We start from the raw sequence: 20,122 nt of genomic DNA, 5'->3' as shown, positions 1-20,122 counted from the left end.
GCTGTCACTGATTATTGACGGTAAGTAGTTGCATGCCCGATTCGGGGTGGCGGCAACCTTGAGGCCCTGGCGGCCTCGCTGGCCACGCCTTTGGCGCCGACCTGGTCCGCGCTGCGGCGACCTCGCGACCGAGCTGGTCGACGTGGTGCTGGTGGCCGAGTTGACGGGACAGGTCGACCTCAACCCCACCCGCCGCTACGCCCTACCTGGCGGCGCCTACAAGGCCCGCGCCCTGGAAGGGCTCACCACCGGCCGGTGAACAGGCCGTTGCCCCTTTCGGCCTTACTTGGCCTGCCCCCGTGGGATGGACACTTCTTCGGGGCCGTGTCGATCGGAGATTGGTGTCTCATTGTCGAGCCCAACGGCTTTATGGGAGTCACTCCGGAGATCATCAAGCCGTTGTCCGCTGACACGCGATTGGTGTCTCACTTCCGCAATGTCAACGCGGTCAAGGACTTCTACTGGGCGGAGGACGGTGACATTCGACTCATGTTCGAGCCACCCTTCGCGGCCGACCGGTATGGCAGCGATCCAGACGGAGCAGTGGACGCCATACGGCGTGCGGGGTTTGACCTGGAGTGCGGCGTCCAATCGGGGAAGATCTTCTTCCCCGAAGATGTAGCGGCTCGCACTGGGGCTGTCTTCGCACTGGCTGAGAATCTGACCGGGGTCAGGCTGACCGCGCAACTGCTGACGGAATCGACCTATCTGTGCGCGGTGGCCCCAAGCCCAAAGTAACCCGACCATGAGGCTTCGGGCGACAACGCCCTTGCGGTGTCAGGGCTGGGGTCGGTCGGCATGCGCTCTCCAAGGGCGAGGGTCGTGGGCGATGACCGGCCCCCGCCGGGGAAGGGTGGCGGAGGCCGGGGCGGAGACGGTTAGAAGGGGGCGGCGAGGCCGCTGCCGTGGCAGTGCTCGCACTGGCCGTTGCCGCCGGGCCGGGCGTTGCGGTGGGTGGCCAGCTCGGCGGCAACGAGGCGGTGCAGCCAGGTGGTGCGGCCGGGCCCGAGGGGGAAGACGTAGCGGCGGGCCGCCACGGTGTCGTCGATGACGAGCTCGTCGGCGGCGTCGAAGGAGCCGTCGGCGGGGTAGGTGGGCAGTCCTTGCAGCAGAGCTCGGACGAGGACGTCGGCGTGGGCCGCGTCGGCGCGGCGGGCAAGCGGCCGGGCACGCCAGGCGCGGCCGAGGTAGGCCGCCACCTTGAACGGCCACTGGCGTGACGCGGCGGAACGAAGGGGAAGGTTGTCGAGGTGCATGGCCGCTCCTTAGGCGGTGCGGGCGCCCTGGCTGGGGCGCCCTGTCCGGTGTTCCGATGAGGGAGGACCCGCGGCCGGAGGGAGGGAGCGCAACCTTGGGGATCCCGCCTCGGCCAAGATGTTTTGGCGTCTTCACAGGCCGGCAGCGACGATGGCGTGGCGCCAAAAGATCTTTGGCGGAGGTGGGTGAGCCGGGTTGCGTGGACGAGCTCGGCTGCGAGGCTTGACCGAGTTGGAACACCGAGGGGGGCGGCCGCCCGTCAGGGGCCTCAGCCGGACAAGACGGAGGACCGACCGCGTGGCCAGCCGCCGCAGGGCGCAATGTCGTGACCGGCTGGTCAGCTCTTTGTCGCGCGGAGCGCCCTTGCCGGGCAGGTGGGCGAGGCGATGGCATGGGCGGCATGAGCGAAATGAGCAGGCCAGCCCCGCGACGGGTGCGCGACGAAGCGCGCGAGCTCGCGACCGACATCGCGCAGGCGGCCACTGGCCAGCCCGCCCCCGTCGTCCTGGCGCATGCCCGTCGCGGGTTCGTCGTGGCTGGCGTCCTCAGCGGCGTCCTGGACGAGACCGCAGTGCCGCGCCGTCCGTCGTACGCGGTGTGCGAGTCGGCCTGCCAGCGCGCGAGCGAGCTGCTCGGCCATGCTCTCGGCGAGCACCTGGTGCGCCGCTACAGCGGTGGGACCCGGCGCCAGGACCTGGAGCAGCTGATCGCGCTCGCTCAGGCGGAGCTCGACTTCGCCGTGGTGGGGGAGGCGGGCCCGTTCGACGACGTGATGATCGCGATGGGTGCGGTGCTGCGGGAGGTCCTGGACCGGGTGGCCGGTGAGGGGGCCGTGCCGCCGAAGCTTCGGGACGCGGCGCGCAAGGCTCGACTGCAGGCCGATGTGCTGTGGAGTCACTACGGCGGGGACGCCGGCGGCACCTGAGCTCCCGAGGAATTGGTGGCGTTTTCCGTACGAAGGCCCGTCTCTGCCGTGCCGCTCAGCGGGCGCGGCGACCGCCGCCCCTCAGACACCTTCCCTCGCGGCTGGTGAAGTGCCGGCCCGGGAGGACATGGCCAGCGGCGCCGCCCTCGTGCTCGAGTGGATGCGCGCCCTCGGCCGACGCCCTCACCTATATATAAGGAGCGGTCTGCGGTTGGGAGTGGCGGCTGCCAGCGAGGTGTTCGAGGATGCGGCCAGCGGGATGGCGGGCCAGGCGGTGCCGGTTGCGGTCGTAAGCGCTCGTGGTGTCGGCGCTGGCGTGCCCAGCGGCGTCCCGCACATCACGAAGGGCGGCACCAGCATCCAGGGACAGGGTGATGAACGTGTGTCGCAGGGAATGCGGGGTGAGCTTCCGCCAGGCGGCCTCAGGGATGCCCGCGGCTTTGGCAACGCGGCGGATCAGCTTGCCGAGCGCCCAGCGGTCCTGGCGGTTGCCGCCGGGCTTGTCGCCCTGCGGAACGGTGATGAACAACGGCTGGTCGGGGGCGAGGGGAGCGCGGGCGGCCCGCTGGGCCAGGTAGTCGTCAATGAGGCGCTTGACAGGCGGCTCCAGACGAAGCGGCTGCCGCTTGCCGCCTTTGCGGCGCACCCACAGCACGTCGTAGCCCTCGGTGTGACCGACGTCGCCGATGTCCGCGCCGGTCAGCTCGCTCACCCGAGCGCCGGTTGTAAGGAACAGGGCCAACTCGGTGGCGGTGCGGCAGCGCACCTCCTCGGCGTAGACGGGAGCGACCCGGGCGCCGGTGTCGATTGCGGCCTGTTTGAGGAAGGCGTCGGCCTGGGTCGCGGACAGCGCCGTGGCGGTGGAGGACTGGGCCGGGGTCTGCGGGCGGCCGCGTTTCGGGACCGGGTTACGGGCGCAGTCCTCGGCCTCGTTGTCCAGCAACCACTCATACCAGCTCGACAGGCTGGCCAGGCGGCGAGCCACAGTGCTCGGCGCGTATCTCTCGGTCAGGTCGGTGGCATACAGCCGGACGTCGGCGCGGCGCACCCGCAGCGCCTGCCAGCCCTTCTCCTCGCAGTAGGCCAGCCATTGGCGCAGGTCGGCGGCGTAGCTGTCGGCGGTGTGGGCGGAGCGGCCGGCGTAGTAGTCGAGCCAGAGCGCGGTGAGCCGGTGCACGCCGTAGGGGTCGTCCAGGTCGACCGAGCCCAGCGCGGGAAGTGCGGCCACCCAGGCGGACAGGGCCGGGCGGCGCTCGGCAGCCGGCCGTTGGAAGAACGCCAGCCCGGCCAGCGCCGGTGGGGAGGCCGCCGGGAGGTCACCAACGTCGGGGGCTTGTCGCGCAAGGAGGTCGGTCACGTGGGCCTCTTTGTCCATTAAGCGAGGTATGGAGATATTTAGTACATAATTGGCACGGTATGCACAGTATGCACTCTTTGTGATTCTGCGCGGCGATTCAAGTCGTCGGTGCGTTTCGAGAAGATATATGGGATTTTGCAGGATTTCTCCTCTGATGTCCTATTCGCAGGGCGGCGCGCATCGACGGAGACAACCGTACGACATAACCCCGATTATGGGGTACGGATTTCCTTGATCGATCCGGCTGTCCAGACGGACGTGTCCGCGTTGCAAGCGCGAGCGCTCGAAAGAACCCGACATACCGATTCGCTATTTAGTCCGAGCGGAACCGCTCGGGCGTTGTAGCATTGACGCATGAGCCGACGAGCACAAGCAGAGCTGTACACCTTGGCCCAGTTCGCCCGCCGGGTGGGCATCTCCGAGGGCCGGGCCCGCGCGCTGTGGGCGGAGCGCGACCGGCTGCCCCGCCCCGACGGCACCGACGCCGACGGCCGTCCCCTGTGGCTGGCCGCCACCATCGACCGCTGGTGCCACCGGGCCGGCCGGCCCGTCGCCGGCGACGCGCCCGGGCCGTGGTCCTGGCCGGACGCCACGTCCCCCGCGCCGGTGGTCTTCACCGGCGAGGTGGTCGCGCACGGCTGGCATGGGCCCTACCGCGTCCATCTCATCGTCTGGGACACCCCGTCCGGTCACCTGGTCCAGGCCACCCGCTTCGACAACGCCTGGGTCGAGACCGAGGACGCCGCGCGGGCCGCCGCACAGGTGCTGCAGCCCGCGTTCTGGCAGGACGCGATCGTCATCGTCCCACCCACCGCCACCTTCGGGGCATCGGACGGCTACGACTACTACAACCTCGACGCCTACCGCCTGCAGGCCGACCCCGTTCCCGGCACCGACGCCGGCCGCGCCGGCCCGCCGCCGCGCCGCGGCCTGTTGGCGCTGCTGAAGAGCGACAGCGCCGCCGAGACCGGCCCGGCGGATCCGGACGCCGTGCAGGTCGAAGCGATCGGCCTGCCGCTGCCCGAGGACATCCAGCGCGTGATCGGCCGCCCCATCCCGCTGTGGCCCGACGGCTCCTTCACCCCCGAGACAGCCCACCGGCTGCAGGCATTCGGCCCCGAGGCCCCCTTCACCGTCCCCGACGCCACCACCCGCTGGCCGCTCACCCGCGACCGGCTCGCCACGGCCCGGGACTGGGGACTGCCCGACCGCTTCCCCCAGGCCTACGCCCTGCTCGCCCGGGAAGCCTGCGCCACGCTGGCCGACGTCGAGCGCGACCACGCTCAGCAGAAGGACCGCGGCCAGGGATGGTACCTGGCCGCCCGGCCGGCCCGCCCGGACTGGCCGGTGGCCCTGGAGCAGTCCGCCCGCGCCGCCGCCCAGACACCGCCCGACCCGGACGCGGCCGCCGAGGAACTCCTCCAGCTGCGCGCCCTCGAGGCGCCGATGCCCTACCAGGACCCGGTGGCCGAAGCGCTGTACGAGGCGAGCCGGGAACTGGCCTCCCTGCTGCGCACCGAGCGGCCCGAGGTAGTCTTCACCGCCCCGGTCCGCCACTCCTTCACCGCCGCCGGCGCCGTGGTCGAGCAATGGCAGCACACCCTGACCCCGCTCACCCCTGAGGAAGCCGCCGCCGTCCGCGGCACCCGCCGCTTCGCCCGCCTCCTGACCAGCGACCCCTCGCCCCGCACCGAGGAGAAGTTCAGCTTCGTCCGGCAAGCCGACGAGCAGGTCGCCCACCTCTGGCGCGACCACGCCGGACGGCTCGTCGTCGAATTCCGCCCAGACGACAGCCGCGCGCCCCGCCGGATCGCCGCCGAATGGCCCACCGACCATCCGACAGGATGGACCGACGCCACGGTCATCGCCGCCGACCCCCAAGCGAGCACCTCCGCCTTCGCCCTGACACCACTGCCGGAGGGCACGGTCCGGGCCGACCCGCTGCCCAACCCCGGCGGTGAGCCCGGCTACACCTGGGGCTACCGCGGCGCCGGCCCGCGGACCCTCTACCAGGCCCTGGTGCGGTGCGCGCTGGGTATGTGGGCCTCGCACGAGGACTGGCTGTTTCGCATGTTCCTCAACGGCGTGGCCGAGCGCAGCGAACTATGGAAGGTCATCACCACGGCCGAGAAGGGCGCCCCCCTGCGGCTGGCCTGGCCGCGGGTGCGTGCCTGGGCCGAGCAGGACCGCGCGTATGCGCTGTCCCGGTCGGACGATCAATCGGCTGACCGGAGCCGCCCGGCCACGCCCGCCTCGACACCACCGCGCGCTTGAGCGCGCCATCGAGCAGTGGTCCCGCCAGCGACAGTCCCCGTGAACCCCAGACGAAGGGAGAGCCCCGTGCCCGTATCCCAGGTACGCCTGCACGCCGACCAGGACGGCCGCCACTACGACCTGACCGTGCAGGCCGTCGACGGCGGCCACCAGGTGGAGCTGATCGGCAGCGACGCCGACGGCCAGGTGCTGGCCGAGTGGCGCGGCACGCTGCCCGCCGCCGGCGACCTGACAGCGATCGCCCAGTTGCTGGCCTCCGGCGCCGCGGCGCTGACCGGCGCGCCGGCGCCGCGCCCGGCCGCCTCCCTGGAGCAGCAGCGGGCCAAGCACGCCAACGCGGCCCGGCCATGGACCGCCGAGGACGATGCGCGGCTGGCCGAGCTCGCGGCCGCGCCCGAGGCCTCCATCGAGAGCTTGATGCGTGAGCTCGGGCGCAGCCGGGGCGCCATCCGGTCCCGGCTGGAGAAGCGGGTGCCCACGAGCGCGCTCCTGCGCCGCGCTCCGGCCGCGAGCTCATGAGTCGTCACGCGTGACGAAGATGCTGACCTGGGCGAAGTGCGCGGCGGGCGACCAGATGTAGGGGTCGAGGTCGCAGCTGCTGGCCAGCAGGGTGCGGCCGGTAGTGACACCGTCGCGCTCCTGCCCCTCCCACTGGACGAACAGCTCCCAGCCGCCGCCCGCGGCCTGGCGCACGCCGTAGACCCCGTAGAGCTCGAACCCGCCCGCGCGCCGGTTGGCGATTTTCGCCCGGCCGATGCGTTGGTGGACGCTGTAGGACCAGCCGGTGCCGCCAGGCCGGGGAGCGATCGGAAACAGCGCGGAGGTGCCCGGATCCTCTTCACGCGCCGGCGGTGGCTCGGTGCTCAGCGGGTGCTCTCCAATCCGGTGCACACCGAGACACGCAACGCTTGACCACGGTGGAATTGCCAGAAGTAGCGGACGTGCTTCTTCACCCGGTCGTCCAGGTTGTCGAGCTGGCGGTCGAAGTAGGCCGTCATGTCGTGGCCGTTTCGTACGATCGCCGGAGTGGTCGGCGCGCTCCACAGCCGCTCGCATGCGTATCTCACCCAGGCGAGACCCTGCCAGCAGGCGCGTGTCGCGCGTGGCCGCTCGCTCACGTCGTGCACGGTTACCGGCCCGGCGGCGAGGTGTTGGTAGAAGTCCGGGCCGATCGTCCACAGGATGTCGGCCCACCGTTTCTGCTCGCACCAGGTGGATTGGAGACGTAGGTATCGGGGCTGGTCCACGTGGTGCGAGCACAGGAGCCCCCGCGTGAGATTGAGGTAGTGGACTCCGTCATCCACGTTCGGGTCCTTTCCATGGTGGGGAAGTGCGTAGCGTGGTCGGAACTGTCTGGCCGTTCGACGTTGCGTGCGGGGTCCGGGACATGGGTCGTCCCCTCTGTCCAGGAGAAGGAAGGGGCCTCCGGCGCCGAATGCCGGAGGCCGATTGCGCGAGACGGGGGCACGCGTGCGGCCCGTCAGAGGGATGGGTGCCGGGTAACCCTGCGCTCCTGGTCGGTGAAGCCGTAGCGGCCGGACTCGGTGCCCCGGCGGATCATCCGGCCCGCCGCCGACAGAACGCCCTCGCTGAGGTCGTGGTCGTACTGGATGGCGGCGTCCGCGTCGATGCCGAGAATCCTGGCCAGCGCGTGCACGGCCTCGTCGGCGCCCAGGAGCACGAACTGCCAGCTGCGCTTCTTGCTCCGCTGCTCTGCGATCATTTCGCGGACCATGTCGTGGGTGAAGGACACTGAGGCGTTCTCGTGTCCGTCGGTCAGGATGACGACGATGATCTCGTCTGGCCGTTCCGCCCGGGACCTGCCCCGCACGAAACGGCGTGCCCGGGCGATGGTCTCCCCGATCGCGTCCAGCAGAGCGGTACGCCCGCGAGGCTCCAGCGTGATCTCGGGCACCTGGCCAAGGTCACAGTTGGCCAGCTGCAGCTCGACGCTGTGGTTGAAGAGAGTCAGCGACACCGTGGTACGGCCGCCCACCTGCCGCTGTTCGGCCAGGAAGGCACGCACTCCTGCCTCGGTCTGGGCCTTGATCGGATGCATGGAGGAGGAGCGATCGAGGACGAGCTCGATGTGGCGCCAGCGCTCGGTAGGGGTGATCGACGTCATGGGGCTCTCCTAAGGTCATGGTGGTGCTCATCAACGGATCAGCGCGGCGGCGCATCATGCCCGCCACGCGGCGCGGGTGCGCGCAGGAACCGCCGCGGCGGCCACTCCGGGAGGGAGCGGCCGCCGCCTCGGCGGCTAGAAGTTCGGCACGTCGTCGGCCCCGGCTCCGACTCCGGCCATGGCGGGCACCGGCTCGCCGCCGGCCTGGCCGACGTCCTGGCCCTCGGCGGGCACACCGGCCCAAGGGCTCTGCGGGGGAGTGTTGGCGGTACGGCTGCCGCGCTGCTTGACCACCTTGGCGGTGGCGTAGCGCAGGGATGGGCCGATCTCGTCGACCTCGACCTCGTAGACGGTGCGCTTGTCGCCGTCCTGGGTCTCGTAGGTGCGCTGCTTGAGCCGCCCCTGCAGGATGACGCGCATGCCGCGCTGGAGACTTTCGGCGGCGTTCTCACCCGGCTGCCGCCACACGTTGCAGGTCAGGAAGAGGCTGTCGCCGTCCTTCCACTCGTTGCTCTCGCGGTCCATGAAGCGCGGGGTGGAGGCGAGGCGGAAGCGGGTCACCGCCTGGCCGGTCGGGGTGAAGCGCAGCTCGGGGTCGTCGACGAGGTTGCCGATGAGGGTGATGACGGTGTCGCCTGCTGCCATGGTGTCCTCCAGGGACGTAGATGGGGATGAGCGGTTGCCGAAACGGGACGGGGAGCGGACAGGGCGGGGGCCGCAGCCCCCGCCGCGCGGGAGCTAGAAGGGGATCTCGCGGTCGGCGACCGTCGTGAGCCGGTACGCCTCGACCTGCTCGCCCACGCACCCCGCGCAGATGCGGCCGCCGTCCAGCGTCTTCCAGCTGTGCTCGAAGGTGACCGCCTTGGCGCAGCGGCTGCAGGCGGTCACGTCTGTGCGGTAGAGGGGGAGGTCGAGGGTGAGGCTCATGGTGCGTGGCTCCTTCCGTACGGTGCCCCTGCTGGGCGTCCGTTCCGTGTTTCGGTGAGGGAGGACACGCAGGCGGAAGCGACGGAGGGCAACGCGGCGGCCCCGGCCAACAAGATGTTTTGGCGCCCCAGCAGCTATCGGTGAAGCCCGTCCACGCGCCAAAAGATCTTGGCTGGGCGGGGTGAGCGCAGCGAAAGCCGGGTTGCCTGCAGGAGTGTGCCTGCGAGGCTGACTGAGCCGGAATGCGGGGCGGGTGACCGGCAGGGACTTACGGCAGGTGAGCCCCGTCCTGAGGTCAGGCCCCGTCCATGCGATCGGGCACGGCCCTCGGCGCCTGGTTCGCTACGGCGCCAAGGTCATCCGCGCTCACGGCGTGAGCGCCAGACGGCGGGGTCTGCGCTCGCCTCAGGGGAGGGCTGAGGCGCAGGAGGAGAGTGGCTGGTCTGACGCCGGTGGGCGTGTGCGCGCCGGGAAAGGCGCACGCACGGCGGCCCCACCCCTGGATCTCGCGTCCGAGGGTGGGCCGTTCTTATGGGGACCATGAGCCCCGGGGGCGGAGCCGCGGGTGTGGGCTCCGGTCTCCGCCTCGTGCTACCCCTCCGTAGCCGCGCGACGGGAGAAGACCCGGGGGCTCATGGCCGCTCGCGGGCCGCCAGGTGCTGGGCGGCGGCGGCTTCCATCGACCACTGCGGCGGACCCGCCAGCTCGGTGCTGGGCGGCTGGTCCAGCACCGAGTCCGCAGGGCGCACGGCGGCCGCGTAGAGCTGGGCCAGGCGGGCGGCCGCCGTGACAGGGGACCAGGCGAACGTCAAGACCGCGCGGTTCCCGCGCCAGTAGGTCCACCAGATCCGCCCGCCGGCGCATCGGGCGGTCAGGCCGTACCAGAGCGATACGACCGTGTGGTCTCCCAGGGCCACCTGGTAGGCGGGGATCTGGTGGCCCTGGGCCAGGGCTGCGCACAGCTGCTCGGCGAGCTGGTCGTGGTCCGGTGCCGGCAGTGCTGTGGCGGGGTGCGGGCCCTGGGGGGAAGGCATGTCCCCACTGAAGCGCGGGACGCGGAGCGCGAGTAGAGGTCAGACTGGCACACAGGCGGATATCCCCAGTCTGACCTGGAGTGAGAGCGATGAGCGAGGTACCCGCGTGGGCCGCGAGGCTGCGAACCGAGCGGCTCCGACCGGACCGGATGTGGAGCCTGTCTCGCATGGCACGGGAGCTGCGGACAGCTGCCGGCGACCGGGCCCCGGTGGCTCACCCGGAGAGCCTGCGCCGCCAGATCCGAGGGTGGGAGCACGGTGAGCACCGACCGGACGAGCGCTACCGCACCCTGTACGCCGTGGTGTTCGACGTCCCGGAGCATGAGCTGTTCGCCGGCACTGACGCAGCGCCGACCCTGGCTGTGGAGGAGTCGGCCAAGCTGGCGAGCCTGGCCGACGTGCCGCGGGTCGAGGACGTACTGGCTCGGGTGGTCTCCGGCACGGGGCGCCGGGTCGGTGCTGGCACCGTGGTGGCGCTTGAGTCGCGGGTCCATGCTCTTCGCCTGGCCGACGACGTCGTCCCCGGCGGCGAGCTGGTCGAGCCTGCGTTCCGCCAACTGGACCAGGCCGTCAGTCTCTATCGCGACAGCAGCCACCGGGAGGACGTGGGTCGCGCGATGCTGGGAGTCCTGGCCGAACTCGCCCAGGTGGCCGGTTGGATTGCGGCCGACGCCGGGCAGGCCGCGCGAGCTGCGAGCACCTACCGGCTCGGACTCAGCGCTGCCCGCGAGGCGGGCGACCCAGCTCTGGAGTCCAACCTGATCGGATCGTTGGCCTACCTCACGACTAACGGCCCCACGCCGGACGCAGCACTGGACCTCGCCCAGGCGGCCGTTGAGCTGGCGAACAGATCAGCCTCGCCACGGGCCCGGGCGCTGGCGTGGGATCGCATGGCATGGGCTCAGGCCCGCGTCGGGGTCACCGGGCTGGCGACTCGTGCGTTGGGCGAAGCGGCCACCGCGTTGACGGAAGCCGGGCCTGCACCCGAGCGGCCCTGGCTGTACTGGGTCAGTGCCGGCGAGTCGCAGGTGATGGAGGCTCGCGCCTACACCGAGCTTCGTCGGCCCCTCCGAGCCATCCCCGTTCTGGCCCGCGTCCTGGACGCCTACGACACATCTCACGCCCGCGAGCTGGCGCTGTACCTGTCCTGGCTCGCAGTCGCGTTTGCAGACGCTCGTGAGCCCGAGGCCGCCGCAGCCACGGCCGGGCGCATGTTCGATCTGTCGGACGGGATGGCCAGCCACCGAACCGCTGAGCGCGCCCGCACCGTCCTCTCTCGCCTGAGCCCGTACCGGGCCGATGTGCCTGAAGTGGCCGAGTTGTGGGAGAGGCACCGCGCGTCAACAACGGAGCACACGCCTACCGCTCCTTCCGCGTGACGCTGACCAGGGGAGATGCTTTACGCCACGGCGGGCGCGACGACCTCACTGGCGATGAGCTCAGCGCCGACGAACGCGGCCGCCGACGCGTCGATGGAGGCGAGGTTGCTGCGGCGGATAGTTGCTCAGCACAGCAGGCTCTCCTGCTTCCGAAACCTCTGTAAAGACCCGTGCAATGAAGATCGCTCTCAAATGCCATAGGTGTGGTCGCGGGAGAGGGTTGACATCAAAGGAGGCCAGCTGGGAGGCGGAGCCCGACGCTCTTGCCGAGCGTCTCTAAGCCGCGCCGCGAAGACCGAAGGAGGTGAGGGGCGTGCCCCTTACCGAGGAACGTCGGCGACGCTGGCGGATCGTTGTGGCTCTCGCTGTGTACGTGGCTTTTGTCGCCGTGATCGCCATAGTGGTGCGTATCGGGATCGATTGGAAAAAGCCTGAACTCAACGATCTTCTGGGCATGCTGACGGCCGTTGTCACCTTGGCTGGAGCTGCGATCCTCTTGACCAAGTGGGCCCTGCACCGGCAACCACCTCCTGCCGCGCCAACCGATACGATGATCACCACGGCCAAGGCGGCGCTAGCGGAGCTGGTGCAGCGGCAATGGAAGGAAGAGGCGCGCATCCGCTCGCTGGGCGATCCTCAACCGATCCCGGTCGCCTGGCACCTGACAGGCAAACACGCCCTGATGGACCATCCACAGCTGATCGCGGCACATGAACTGGCCTTCAGCGGCAACGCCGCTGACATCCGCATGCTGGCCGGACAGTTTCGCAGCCTGCGCAACCGCCGCCTGATCATCACCGGCGGCCCCGGCACCGGCAAGACGACCCTGGCGGTGCAACTGCTGCTGGAACTGATCGCCAGCCGTAGCAGCGACGAACCGGTACCCGTGATGCTGTCGATCGCCAGCTGGGACACCGCTCGTCATCGGCGCCTGGACGAGTGGCTGGCGGAACAGCTCGCCACCAACTATCCAACGTTGCGCGCTGCTGAGTACGGCGGCGACGCCGCCCCCACAACGCTCGCCGAGCAAGGGCATATCCTGCCCATCCTCGATGGTCTGGACGAACTGCCCGCGCCGTCCCGAGCACAGATCATCCGGGCGTTGAACGATTCGCTGATCGAGGGTGATCAGCTGATCCTCACCAGCCGCACCACCGAGTTCGCCGCCGCCGTCCAGAGCGCAGGAGACGTGGTGACGGCTGCGGCCGTCATCGCTCCGGCCGCGCTCACCCCGCCCATTGCCGCCGCCTATCTGCAAACGTGCCTGCCGCCCGCGCCCCGCTACGACTGGGAAGCAACGCTGGCGGCCCTCCGCTCGGGATCGGCTCCGGCGCTGGCCTCAGTGACCGCCACCCCGCTGGGACTGTGGCTGGTCCGCATGGTCTACATCCTGCCCAACGCCGACCCTACGCCGCTGCTCGGCCGCCTCGGCCAGGACCCGAAGACCTTGCGCTCCCACCTGCTGGACCATCTCATCGACGCCCTCATCCGCGCCCGGCCACCAACCAGCGACCGCAGTGACCCCTTCCGGCCCTACCAATCGTGGGACCCTGACCAAGTACACACCTGGCTCAGCCACCTGGCCGAAGCACTGACCCGCTACCACACCCGGGACTTGGCCTGGTGGAACATCGCCCGCTACACCACCTCTCCCGCAAGGCGACGCCTTCTGCCGGCGGCGATCGGGGGCACGATCGGGCTCGCGGCGATCCCGGCCGCCGGCGTAATTTTTCGGCAGCTCCAGGGCTTGCAATTCCTGTTGGCAGTAGCCCTACTCAGCTTCAGCGCCGGCATCTGGCCTTGGGCCAGGGCCAGACGCTGGTTCGACGAGGTCCCGGGATTCACCCACCGATGGCTTGCCCTATTTCGCTGGCCATCCACCCAGGACCTCAGGCTCGGACTCGCGAGCGGACTCCTGAGCGTGCTTTTGCTCGTCATCATGCAACTGGCGTCCAACAACGTGCCTCAGTGGCTTTCTGCTGTTCTGTCCGTGATGCAACTGCTTTGTCTCGCTGGCGTGGGCCTGATCATCTTCTCCCCGTGGGTTAGGCAGATGGAACAGCCCACCCCCCTCACGGCCTCGACCAGTGCTTGGTCGGCATGGCGAGCCGACCGGAACCTCACCCTGGCTCGTATTCTCGCGGCCGCGTACACGTTCGGTGGCACGACCTTCATGCTCACATTCGGGCTCACGCACCTTTGGGATGGCTCGCTTAGCATCGGACTTACGTTGGGGCTCAGCGGCGCGTTCCTTGGCGGGCTCGTCGGCGGGCTTGCGTCTGGGCATCACCACACGTGGCTGGCCTGCACTATCACTCTCTTGACCCAACGCCGCCTGCCCCGCAGGCTGATCCCGTTCCTCGATGACATGCACCGCCTCGGGCTACTACGCACCGTCGGCCCGCTCTACCAGTTCCGCCACTCCGAACTACACGATCACCTCGCCGCGCCAGCCTCCCTGCACATAGACAGGTCGGCACATGACGGAGATGGCCGCCACGACGGCGACGGAGATGCCGGTCACATACGATGACCCGGGCGATGCCGTTCATTTGGGATGTGTGACGCGATTCTTACCCCAGGCCCAGGATTGGACAGGCAGGCCTGTCAATTGCCACGCCAGGGGTCAGAGGTCATGGAGGATCATGTCTGCGGGGTCGCCAAAGAGCGGGCCGGGAGTGGCGAGCAGCCGGTCGACGGCCTCGGTACGGGACTCGGCGCGATGCACGACGACGCGCCCGTCCGGGGCCAGGGCCTGCCAGCGGCGGCCGGAGCGGAAGACGCGACCCAACTCGGTGTCGTCGTAGCCGTCGTGGATGTGCACGCGGTAGGGGCCATCGGGTAGGCGCGGCAGGTTGTCGGCGAGCGCGGCGGCGGCCAACTGCGCCGGAGAGTACGGGCTGATCGGCCGCTCCCGGGGCGAGCGAGCGCGCGGCCGCCGCGGTGTACGGGCCTCAGGTCCGAGCTCGGGCAACGGCGCGGGGCAGACCAGCGCGGCCAGCAGCGCCATCACGGCCTGCACCCGATTGGTGCTGGCCGATCCGGGCACCGGGCCGTCGATGGTGCAGGCGACGTCGCGGCCGCGGGCGTCGCGTTGGAGCCAGCCGACGCAGCGGAAGCGCACGATGACGTCGGTGCGGCCGGGGACGCGGCCTTTGAGCAGGCTCCAGGACGCCAGCGCCGCCGGCGAGGTGTCGATTGTTCGGCCTCGGTCGTCTTCGAGCGGGCCGACCGTCACCGCGGCGTGCTCGGCACCGGGGATGCCCAGCGCGGCCGCCGCGAGCCCGGCGACGATCACCACGTTGTGCCCGTGCGTGTCGTCGGCCAGCGTGGTGACGAGCCGCCTGCCTGCGTCGTGGACCCGCCAGCCGCCGGGTATGGCGTGCAGCCATCCCACCCGTGCCTCGTCGGCCAGCAGGATGCAGTTCTCCTGGTCGGGGTGCCGTTGACCAACATGACACCAGCCGCCATATAGGCCGATGCGCAGGTGCGGTTCGGCGCACGCCTGGCCACTGTGCTCGACGCCGAGCGCGGCCCCGTTTGGGGCACGTGAAGACCCGTCCCTAAAACGAGGTAGCCGACGCCTACGAGCGTATCCACCAACGTCACATCACCATCGAAAGCCGGTCAGGGGACGTCGACTTCGATGGCGAAGTCGTTCATCGGGACCTCGGCTGCATTGTTTTCGTTGGATGCCCAGTACCCCCCGCGCTTGGTTACGGCAGCCTCCACACGCCAGCGCCTGCTGTCTACGTTGAAGGTGTGCGAGGCGAACACGTAGCCACTGCCCTCGGGGTGTTCGAGGATGGGGGACCATTCCTCGAAGGCGCCATTGCCCTTGCGCAGGATGAAGCGTCCCGACACCGTGCACTGCTTCTGGCAGTCGGAGTGCCAGACACCTCCCCAGGAGTAGAAGAGGTCGGCGTCGTAACTGACGTAGAGGGCCTTGCTGCCGTCGGCGCGCTGCTGGACCTCTACGCACAAGATCGCGTTGGCCTTCGACCACTTGCCGGGGGAGTAGTAGGTGCGCGTGCCGTTGACAGGGTCACAGGTCTTGGACAGGATCTGGGGCTCGGCCCGGCGGGCGGATGCGATGGCCGGTGTGGGGAGGGCTGTGGTGGCGGTGAGTGCCAGGGCCGCCGCCGTCAAGGCCTTGGTGACCTTCTGGCGAGGGATGGGCGTGGGGCGACGTCGAGAGGCATCCGGAAGACCACCGTTGCCATGTGTAGTCATACGATGACTTTAAGTCACCATGGGGCAGCTTCCGGGAATCGACATTCTCGGAAGTCAGAATCGGCAGTGGTGGGCGGCCGGGAAGGGGCGCGCTGTTGTCGGCCCATCCGCCATGGCGTGTGTCAGAGCAGAGCGGTTTGCTCATGGTCGGGCAGGTTGAAGTGGGTGACCAGGTCGGCGTCGACCAGATCCATTGCGGTGATCAGCGCCTTCTCGCGGGCGTTGCGCACGAAGATCCGCGTTGAGGTGGGGAGCCGGCCCAGCGAGTGCGGGCAGGGTCTGACCACCCCGTAGAGAAGACGACCGGTGTGGACGGCGATGCCGTACCCGTGCTCGCGATCGACTTGACCGGAGACAGGCAGCGCTCGTGCGGTGCGCTCACTCACAGCCAGCGCCGCGACATGGTCCAGAAGCTCGGTGAGCTGAGCTGTGGACACCCCGCTCCACCACTGCTGTGCGGCCGCTTGCTCCCGGCGGTCGCGTTCACGGCGTGCCAGCTCTTCCCGCCGGGCCTGTTCCTCCTGCTGACGCTGCTGTTCACGGCGTTCTGCCTCCCGGACCGCGCGCTGACGTTCCCACGCGATCATCGTCTGGCGGTGCCGTTCCTGGGCCTCGGCGCGGCGCTGCTCTTCTTCCCGACGTTGGCGCTCACGCTCGGCCTGCTTGCGGCGCTCCTCAGCCTCACGTGCGCGCTCCTCGGCCTCACGGGCACGCTCTTCCCGGGCACGCTTGGCGGCTTCCTGCTGCTGGCGCATGGTTTCGTGCCGACTCTCCGCCTCGGCGGAGCGCGGCGTGGTCCATGACGCCGAACGCCGCATGGTGGCGTTGCTGCCCGGTAGGTGGATTCGCCGGTAACGGCGCCCGATGGTGTGGAAGACCAGGCCGCCGGCCAATGCCCATCGGACGAAGGTGGTGAGGGTGACGTCGTCGACCCGGGCCCACCCGCCGCGGCCGTAGTCGAACCTCGCCAGACCGTCGTGCACCTTCCACCGTTCGGCGTCTGTCGGTTGGCTCGCCGGGGTCACAGCGATCGCGGGGACCGTGCACAGCCACGGCACGCGGTCGCGGGAACTGACCCAGCACACAGTGACCTGGTTGGCGGCATAACGGTCGGTGCGCATCTGGATGTCGTCGTCGGTGATCGGGGAGAGCTGCGCCTCCCACGCCATTCGGTGGCCGCCCGCGGGAGAGGTCGCCATCACGTCGGCCCGCCAGGCCCCGTCAGGCGCTGGCACTTCAAGCTCAGCCGACCAGCCCGCACGGCGGATTGCCTCGGCCAGCACGAGCTTCAGTAGATGATGATCGGCCGATTCCACCGACAACTCGCAGTGCGGCGAACGGCCGGGGTCGTGCGCGAAGTACCGCATCCGCCGTGGTGACAGCTTGGCATGCACGCCGTGACCACACTCGGGGCATGTGAGCCGGGTCCGGGGTCGGGTTCGGTAGATGCCCTCCCACTCCAGACCCTGACCGAGATCAGCGAGCGTGGCATCGATACGTCCGCGCTCGGGATGAACAGCCGTGAACGCCATCTGACCCCCGTCGCAGCTGATGTCCAAGGGGGAAGTGAGCCGACGGTACGCGCCGACACTGACATTTCTCGGCGCCCACATCGTCCGTCGCGCGTTGACAGGCGGCTTGACCGGCACCCTTTACAGGCTGTGCTTGTCATGCTCTGCAGGGTGCGCGCATCATGCTGGGATGGGCAAAGTGGGATCTTGGTTACAAACGTGGTGGCGAGGCGGCGACCGGCCTGCCCGGGATGAAACCCCTGACGGGCCGCTGAAGGTGTTCGCGGTGCAGAGGCTGTACGACCGCTACGGCCACGAGATCTACGCGCGCGCGGCCGCCGACCCGGTCTTCAGCGCGGAGGTCAGCGATCTGGCAGCATCGTTTCGGGAGGAGCTGGAACAGGAGGCGCCACGGGCGGCCAAGTTGCTCGCCCACAAGACAACCCTGCACTTCTACCTGCTGGGCCATGCGCATGCCGTCCTCGACCTCCTGCTGGAGGCGGCGATACGTCCCGATGACCCCACCTCGCCCGCCGCGACCGACCCCGACTTCGCGGCGAAACGCCTGGGCGCTCTGTTTCATCTGGCCTTCGACGGCGGCCTGCTGCAGCTGCCCGCCCAAGGCGACGGCCCGAACGCTTCTCGATCTTGAGAGGTGATGGACATGACCGCCGGCCAATACGACACCCAGACCCGGCTGTGCCCGACCTGCCGGGCCACCGGCCCGGGGACCGGCGACATGGTGACCCAGTTGTGGGCCGAAGACGGCGTCGCGGTCACTCAGGTCCACGCCGCCGACTGCGCCGACTTCCTCGCCCAGGAAAGGCGGATCAGGGAGGGCGCCGAGCTGGTGCGCCAGGAGGAGGAGCGGGCCCAGCAGCTGTTCCCGGACGCCCACGCCCGTTTCCAAGCCGCCCTGCAGGCGCTGCCCGCCGAGCGCGCCGTCAGCCCGTTCGCCGCGGCGCTCGCCGAGCTGGTCGCCGTTCAGGCCGACCGGTTCCATGACGGCGGCGGTTTCGTCGTCCTGCGGCACTGGGCCGACATCCTGGACCGGCACTTCCCGGCCGCCGACCGATAGCTCAGACCTGGACCCGTAGCGGACCTGCAGGGCCGCCGCGGCCCGCTGGCACCGCCGCTTCCTCAAGGCCGTGAATGTACGCGCCGCCATCCTCTCCGGCAGAATGGCCGACGTCGCACACCACCGCCCGCAATGCGGGCGGTGGTTCGCCCCGGGCTTCGGCCTCCGCCGTGATGCCAAGTACGACAGCCCGCCTGCCGAACCGCCGCCTACAGGGCGCGACGCCGAGCCACTCGGTGACGCCTTCGCCTACGGGTCTCGAAGGGCCATCGGATGCAATACCTAGGTGTGCTTGATCGTCTGGGGGCAAGGGCCGGGGCGCGTGTGATCCAGCTCCACACCCACGTCGTCCACGGCGACAACATCCTGCTTCACCGTGTCATCAGCGGCTTCTCGCTGCGAAATGCTACAGATGGCGGCTGGTGGGGCCCGTCTTACCGACAGGCCGAAACGGCCTAAAGGGAACTGGCAGGAGGGTCGGCCGGCTGCTCCGTAGGCGCCAGTTGCATCACGACGGCGGTCCCGTACACGCGAGCCGCCTCGAACAGGGCGTTGAGGACCTCGGTGGCGTGCTCGGCGCGTGAACTGCTGAGCCGTACCCGCCATGTCCGGGTGACCGGATCCCAGTCCATGTGCGGTTTGATCATCGCCACCTGACGCTCGAACTCCTTCTGCTCCAGGGGGTTGGAGTGAGCCGTCACGATCATGTCGAAGCTGTCCATGGTGTCGTTGTACGCCGCAGCGCCGACAGAATCGCGGCGATGACCTGGCTACCTGCCTCATTTCCGGTCGAAAAACAGGAACCAGGCCATGGCCGGGTTCCGGAGCAGCGTGTGACCCCACTCCGTGGTGGTCGTGACCAACTCATCGCGGGCTTCCACGTGGGCCAGCGCGTTCGGCCACTGGTTTGGGACAGTACGCTCTGGCGCCGCCACCTTCCCTGCTCGAGGAGAAGGCCACCTACGCGCGGATAGTCAGGCCACAGCTGGCGCACCGGTAGTGCCCCCGCCACAGGCGATTGTTGTAAGTGAGGTTGGTCTCCCAGCCCCACGGGGTGCAAGGGTAAAACCCCTCCTTGTGGGGGGCGTTGCCACAGATACAGGCGATGATCTCGCCCCACTGGTCGATCTCGACCAGCACTGTCATCACCGGCTCCTCACGGAAAGATTGATGGCGGAGCGTCCCGGTGTCCCGGTTGAGTCCTTCAGTGACAATATTCTCGAAGACGTGTTCGGTCAGGGAGGCGATGGATGGCGGTGACTGAGCCCGCGCCGCAGCCTGTCGTCGTGCTGCCGAATGAAGCCGGGTGGCTGCATCGGCTCCGGGAACGGCCCGATGGGACACGTGAGGGGCTGGTGTCCTGGTCCGAAACTGTTCAGGGCTTCAGAGGTGGCTTAAAGGAGCACGAGCCGCAGTGGCGGCCAGTCGACCAGATTCGGCGTCTGAAGGGGGTGGACTACACCGCGCTGGAACGGAGCATCGAACGGGTCGACGTGGCCACAGTCGGCGATGCGGAGACGTCCGCGCCAACACCCCAGGGGTGGCCGCCGGGCGTGCCCGCCCCCGGCGAGGCTGGCTGGATGACCGCGGCCACAACGTGGCTCGTGGAGACTCTGCCTCCGGACTACCGGGCGCACGAGGTGGTCCACAACCCGCACGTCTTGATCTGGATGGCCGCCTGCCACTCCGAGCATGCGCTCGCAGCATTGCGCGCGGGGTATCGGAGTGCGAGCGTCCAACTCAAGCCGCACCTTCAACCTCACGTTCTCTCGCAGGTGCTGGCCACCTACCAGAAGGAAGGGGCCCGGTTGAAAGCCGTGGCCCACTCCATCCAGGTCGTCGGCCGGTTCCTGCGCAGGCCGGATACGGGCAACGAGGTAGCCAGTCACGCTGATCCGGGGTGAGCGCCAGCCCAACTCGACACCGTCCTCAGAGCTGCCCAGGGCCGGGGTGGCGGACGGTCGTACCCGAGACCTACACCGGCACGCTCGGCGAGTCCAGGCGCGTGGTGACCCCCGTCAT

At 69.5% G+C, this 20,122-nt stretch carries 23 protein-coding genes; 10 read left to right on the top strand and 13 right to left on the bottom strand.

The features are described 5' to 3' along the window. Window positions 1–58: 58 nt before the first annotated feature. Together AB0H84_RS50940 and AB0H84_RS50935 are read left to right on the top strand one after the other, a co-directional pair. Window positions 59–259 (top strand): site-specific integrase, encoded by a 201-nt coding sequence (locus tag AB0H84_RS50940; protein WP_357621271.1) that lies wholly within the window; start codon window positions 59–61, stop codon window positions 257–259. Further along, complete coding sequence (locus tag AB0H84_RS50935; RefSeq protein WP_357621268.1) at window positions 256–738, top strand: DUF6461 domain-containing protein; 483 nt, start codon at window positions 256–258, stop codon at window positions 736–738. The genes AB0H84_RS50940 and AB0H84_RS50935 overlap by 4 nt, the downstream gene beginning before the upstream one ends. Window positions 739–878: 140 nt before the next feature. Here AB0H84_RS50935 and AB0H84_RS50930 read toward each other — a convergent pair whose 3' ends face one another. Then, entirely contained in the window at window positions 879–1,256 is a 378-nt protein-coding gene (locus tag AB0H84_RS50930) for a hypothetical protein (RefSeq protein ID WP_357621265.1), read from the bottom strand. 410 nt (window positions 1,257–1,666) lie between these two features. Here AB0H84_RS50930 and AB0H84_RS50925 point away from each other — a divergent pair, with 410 nt between their 5' ends. Continuing rightward, the gene (locus tag AB0H84_RS50925) at window positions 1,667–2,182 is read left to right on the top strand and encodes a hypothetical protein (RefSeq protein ID WP_357621263.1); all 516 of its coding nucleotides are present in this window, start codon (window positions 1,667–1,669) and stop codon (window positions 2,180–2,182) included. A 187-nt stretch (window positions 2,183–2,369) separates the two neighbouring features. Here the strand turns inward: AB0H84_RS50925 and AB0H84_RS50920 are convergent, their stop codons facing one another. Next, entirely contained in the window at window positions 2,370–3,539 is a 1,170-nt protein-coding gene (locus tag AB0H84_RS50920) for a tyrosine-type recombinase/integrase (RefSeq protein WP_357621260.1), read from the bottom strand. A 354-nt stretch (window positions 3,540–3,893) separates the two neighbouring features. On the opposite strand from AB0H84_RS50920, the gene AB0H84_RS50915 reads away from it, so the two are divergent. Both AB0H84_RS50915 and AB0H84_RS50910 read left to right on the top strand, forming a co-directional pair. Next, a complete protein-coding gene (locus tag AB0H84_RS50915; protein WP_357621257.1) occupies window positions 3,894–5,813 on the top strand; it encodes a hypothetical protein in 1,920 nt (639 codons plus the stop codon). Between the two features lie 66 nt (window positions 5,814–5,879). Beyond that, window positions 5,880–6,332 (top strand): hypothetical protein, encoded by a 453-nt coding sequence (locus AB0H84_RS50910; protein ID WP_357621254.1) that lies wholly within the window; start codon window positions 5,880–5,882, stop codon window positions 6,330–6,332. Here AB0H84_RS50910 and AB0H84_RS50905 read toward each other — a convergent pair. The 6 genes from AB0H84_RS50905 to AB0H84_RS50880 all read right to left on the bottom strand — a co-directional run bounded on the left by AB0H84_RS50905 (window position 6,327) and on the right by AB0H84_RS50880 (window position 9,899). Further along, the gene (locus tag AB0H84_RS50905; RefSeq protein WP_357621252.1) at window positions 6,327–6,704 is read right to left on the bottom strand and encodes a hypothetical protein; all 378 of its coding nucleotides are present in this window, start codon (window positions 6,702–6,704) and stop codon (window positions 6,327–6,329) included. The genes AB0H84_RS50910 and AB0H84_RS50905 overlap by 6 nt on opposite strands. Beyond that, complete coding sequence (locus AB0H84_RS50900; RefSeq protein WP_357621249.1) at window positions 6,677–7,117, bottom strand: hypothetical protein; 441 nt, start codon at window positions 7,115–7,117, stop codon at window positions 6,677–6,679. The genes AB0H84_RS50905 and AB0H84_RS50900 overlap by 28 nt, the downstream gene beginning before the upstream one ends. Window positions 7,118–7,293: 176 nt before the next feature. Next, window positions 7,294–7,938, bottom strand: a complete 645-nt coding sequence (locus AB0H84_RS50895; RefSeq protein WP_357621247.1) for a vWA domain-containing protein — start codon at window positions 7,936–7,938, stop codon at window positions 7,294–7,296. Between the two features lie 135 nt (window positions 7,939–8,073). Beyond that, a complete protein-coding gene (locus tag AB0H84_RS50890; RefSeq protein WP_357621244.1) occupies window positions 8,074–8,583 on the bottom strand; it encodes a single-stranded DNA-binding protein in 510 nt (169 codons plus the stop codon). 93 nt (window positions 8,584–8,676) lie between these two features. After that, a complete protein-coding gene (locus tag AB0H84_RS50885) occupies window positions 8,677–8,865 on the bottom strand; it encodes a hypothetical protein (RefSeq protein ID WP_357621241.1) in 189 nt (62 codons plus the stop codon). Between the two features lie 632 nt (window positions 8,866–9,497). Next, entirely contained in the window at window positions 9,498–9,899 is a 402-nt protein-coding gene (locus AB0H84_RS50880) for a hypothetical protein (RefSeq protein WP_357621238.1), read from the bottom strand. A 167-nt stretch (window positions 9,900–10,066) separates the two neighbouring features. Between AB0H84_RS50880 and AB0H84_RS50875 the strand changes: the two genes are divergently transcribed. Together AB0H84_RS50875 and AB0H84_RS50870 are read left to right on the top strand one after the other, a co-directional pair. Next, window positions 10,067–11,278 carry a transcriptional regulator gene (locus tag AB0H84_RS50875; RefSeq protein ID WP_357621235.1) on the top strand — a complete coding sequence of 404 codons (1,212 nt, stop codon included), beginning with the start codon at window positions 10,067–10,069 and terminating at the stop codon, window positions 11,276–11,278. Window positions 11,279–11,591: 313 nt separating this feature from the next. Further along, window positions 11,592–13,811: an NACHT domain-containing protein gene (locus tag AB0H84_RS50870; protein ID WP_357621232.1), complete on the top strand. Its 2,220-nt coding sequence runs from the start codon at window positions 11,592–11,594 to the stop codon at window positions 13,809–13,811. Window positions 13,812–13,904: 93 nt separating this feature from the next. On the opposite strand, the gene AB0H84_RS50865 is transcribed toward AB0H84_RS50870, so the two are convergent. The 3 genes from AB0H84_RS50865 to AB0H84_RS50855 form a co-directional block, all read right to left on the bottom strand. Next, window positions 13,905–14,675 carry a hypothetical protein gene (locus AB0H84_RS50865; protein WP_357621229.1) on the bottom strand — a complete coding sequence of 257 codons (771 nt, stop codon included), beginning with the start codon at window positions 14,673–14,675 and terminating at the stop codon, window positions 13,905–13,907. Window positions 14,676–14,905: 230 nt separating this feature from the next. Beyond that, window positions 14,906–15,511 carry a hypothetical protein gene (locus AB0H84_RS50860; protein WP_357621226.1) on the bottom strand — a complete coding sequence of 202 codons (606 nt, stop codon included), beginning with the start codon at window positions 15,509–15,511 and terminating at the stop codon, window positions 14,906–14,908. A 122-nt stretch (window positions 15,512–15,633) separates the two neighbouring features. Beyond that, entirely contained in the window at window positions 15,634–17,043 is a 1,410-nt protein-coding gene (locus tag AB0H84_RS50855) for a competence protein CoiA family protein (RefSeq protein WP_357621223.1), read from the bottom strand. Between the two features lie 169 nt (window positions 17,044–17,212). On the opposite strand from AB0H84_RS50855, the gene AB0H84_RS50850 reads away from it, so the two are divergent. After that, on the top strand, window positions 17,213–17,674 hold the full coding sequence (locus AB0H84_RS50850) for a hypothetical protein (protein WP_357621220.1): 462 nt from the start codon (window positions 17,213–17,215) through the stop codon (window positions 17,672–17,674). Between the two features lie 12 nt (window positions 17,675–17,686). Beyond that, window positions 17,687–18,100 carry a hypothetical protein gene (locus AB0H84_RS50845; RefSeq protein ID WP_357621217.1) on the top strand — a complete coding sequence of 138 codons (414 nt, stop codon included), beginning with the start codon at window positions 17,687–17,689 and terminating at the stop codon, window positions 18,098–18,100. 455 nt (window positions 18,101–18,555) lie between these two features. Here AB0H84_RS50845 and AB0H84_RS50840 read toward each other — a convergent pair whose 3' ends face one another. Next, window positions 18,556–18,822: a hypothetical protein gene (locus AB0H84_RS50840; protein WP_357621215.1), complete on the bottom strand. Its 267-nt coding sequence runs from the start codon at window positions 18,820–18,822 to the stop codon at window positions 18,556–18,558. 238 nt (window positions 18,823–19,060) lie between these two features. Then, window positions 19,061–19,246 carry a hypothetical protein gene (locus AB0H84_RS50835; protein WP_357621213.1) on the bottom strand — a complete coding sequence of 62 codons (186 nt, stop codon included), beginning with the start codon at window positions 19,244–19,246 and terminating at the stop codon, window positions 19,061–19,063. A 104-nt stretch (window positions 19,247–19,350) separates the two neighbouring features. Here AB0H84_RS50835 and AB0H84_RS50830 point away from each other — a divergent pair, with 104 nt between their 5' ends. Then, entirely contained in the window at window positions 19,351–20,004 is a 654-nt protein-coding gene (locus AB0H84_RS50830; RefSeq protein ID WP_357621211.1) for a hypothetical protein, read from the top strand. Window positions 20,005–20,122: the final 118 nt, after the last annotated feature.

This window comes from Nonomuraea sp. NPDC050786 (genome assembly GCF_040654115.1).
Classification (GTDB): Bacteria; Actinomycetota; Actinomycetes; order Streptosporangiales; family Streptosporangiaceae; genus Nonomuraea.
The sequence above is the reverse complement of the archived record's forward strand: the minus strand, read 5'-3'. Positions and strand labels throughout refer to the sequence as shown.

What these genes read in the sequence shown, in the direction of transcription:
- AB0H84_RS50885 (WP_357621241.1), bottom strand. Translation starts at nt 8,865, where the DNA reads ATGAGCCTCACCCTCGACCTCCCCCTCTACCGCACAGACGTGACCGCC.
- AB0H84_RS50830 (WP_357621211.1), top strand. Translation starts at nt 19,351, where the DNA reads ATGGCGGTGACTGAGCCCGCGCCGCAGCCTGTCGTCGTGCTGCCGAAT.
- AB0H84_RS50845 (WP_357621217.1), top strand. Translation starts at nt 17,687, where the DNA reads ATGACCGCCGGCCAATACGACACCCAGACCCGGCTGTGCCCGACCTGC.
- AB0H84_RS50850 (WP_357621220.1), top strand. Translation starts at nt 17,213, where the DNA reads ATGGGCAAAGTGGGATCTTGGTTACAAACGTGGTGGCGAGGCGGCGAC.
- AB0H84_RS50930 (WP_357621265.1), bottom strand. Translation starts at nt 1,256, where the DNA reads ATGCACCTCGACAACCTTCCCCTTCGTTCCGCCGCGTCACGCCAGTGG.
- AB0H84_RS50835 (WP_357621213.1), bottom strand. Translation starts at nt 19,246, where the DNA reads ATGACAGTGCTGGTCGAGATCGACCAGTGGGGCGAGATCATCGCCTGT.
- AB0H84_RS50840 (WP_357621215.1), bottom strand. Translation starts at nt 18,822, where the DNA reads ATGGACAGCTTCGACATGATCGTGACGGCTCACTCCAACCCCCTGGAG.
- AB0H84_RS50860 (WP_357621226.1), bottom strand. Translation starts at nt 15,511, where the DNA reads ATGACTACACATGGCAACGGTGGTCTTCCGGATGCCTCTCGACGTCGC.
- AB0H84_RS50915 (WP_357621257.1), top strand. Translation starts at nt 3,894, where the DNA reads ATGAGCCGACGAGCACAAGCAGAGCTGTACACCTTGGCCCAGTTCGCC.
- AB0H84_RS50875 (WP_357621235.1), top strand. Translation starts at nt 10,067, where the DNA reads ATGGCACGGGAGCTGCGGACAGCTGCCGGCGACCGGGCCCCGGTGGCT.
- AB0H84_RS50890 (WP_357621244.1), bottom strand. Translation starts at nt 8,583, where the DNA reads ATGGCAGCAGGCGACACCGTCATCACCCTCATCGGCAACCTCGTCGAC.
- AB0H84_RS50880 (WP_357621238.1), bottom strand. Translation starts at nt 9,899, where the DNA reads ATGCCTTCCCCCCAGGGCCCGCACCCCGCCACAGCACTGCCGGCACCG.
- AB0H84_RS50855 (WP_357621223.1), bottom strand. Translation starts at nt 17,043, where the DNA reads ATGGCGTTCACGGCTGTTCATCCCGAGCGCGGACGTATCGATGCCACG.
- AB0H84_RS50925 (WP_357621263.1), top strand. Translation starts at nt 1,667, where the DNA reads ATGAGCAGGCCAGCCCCGCGACGGGTGCGCGACGAAGCGCGCGAGCTC.
- AB0H84_RS50895 (WP_357621247.1), bottom strand. Translation starts at nt 7,938, where the DNA reads ATGACGTCGATCACCCCTACCGAGCGCTGGCGCCACATCGAGCTCGTC.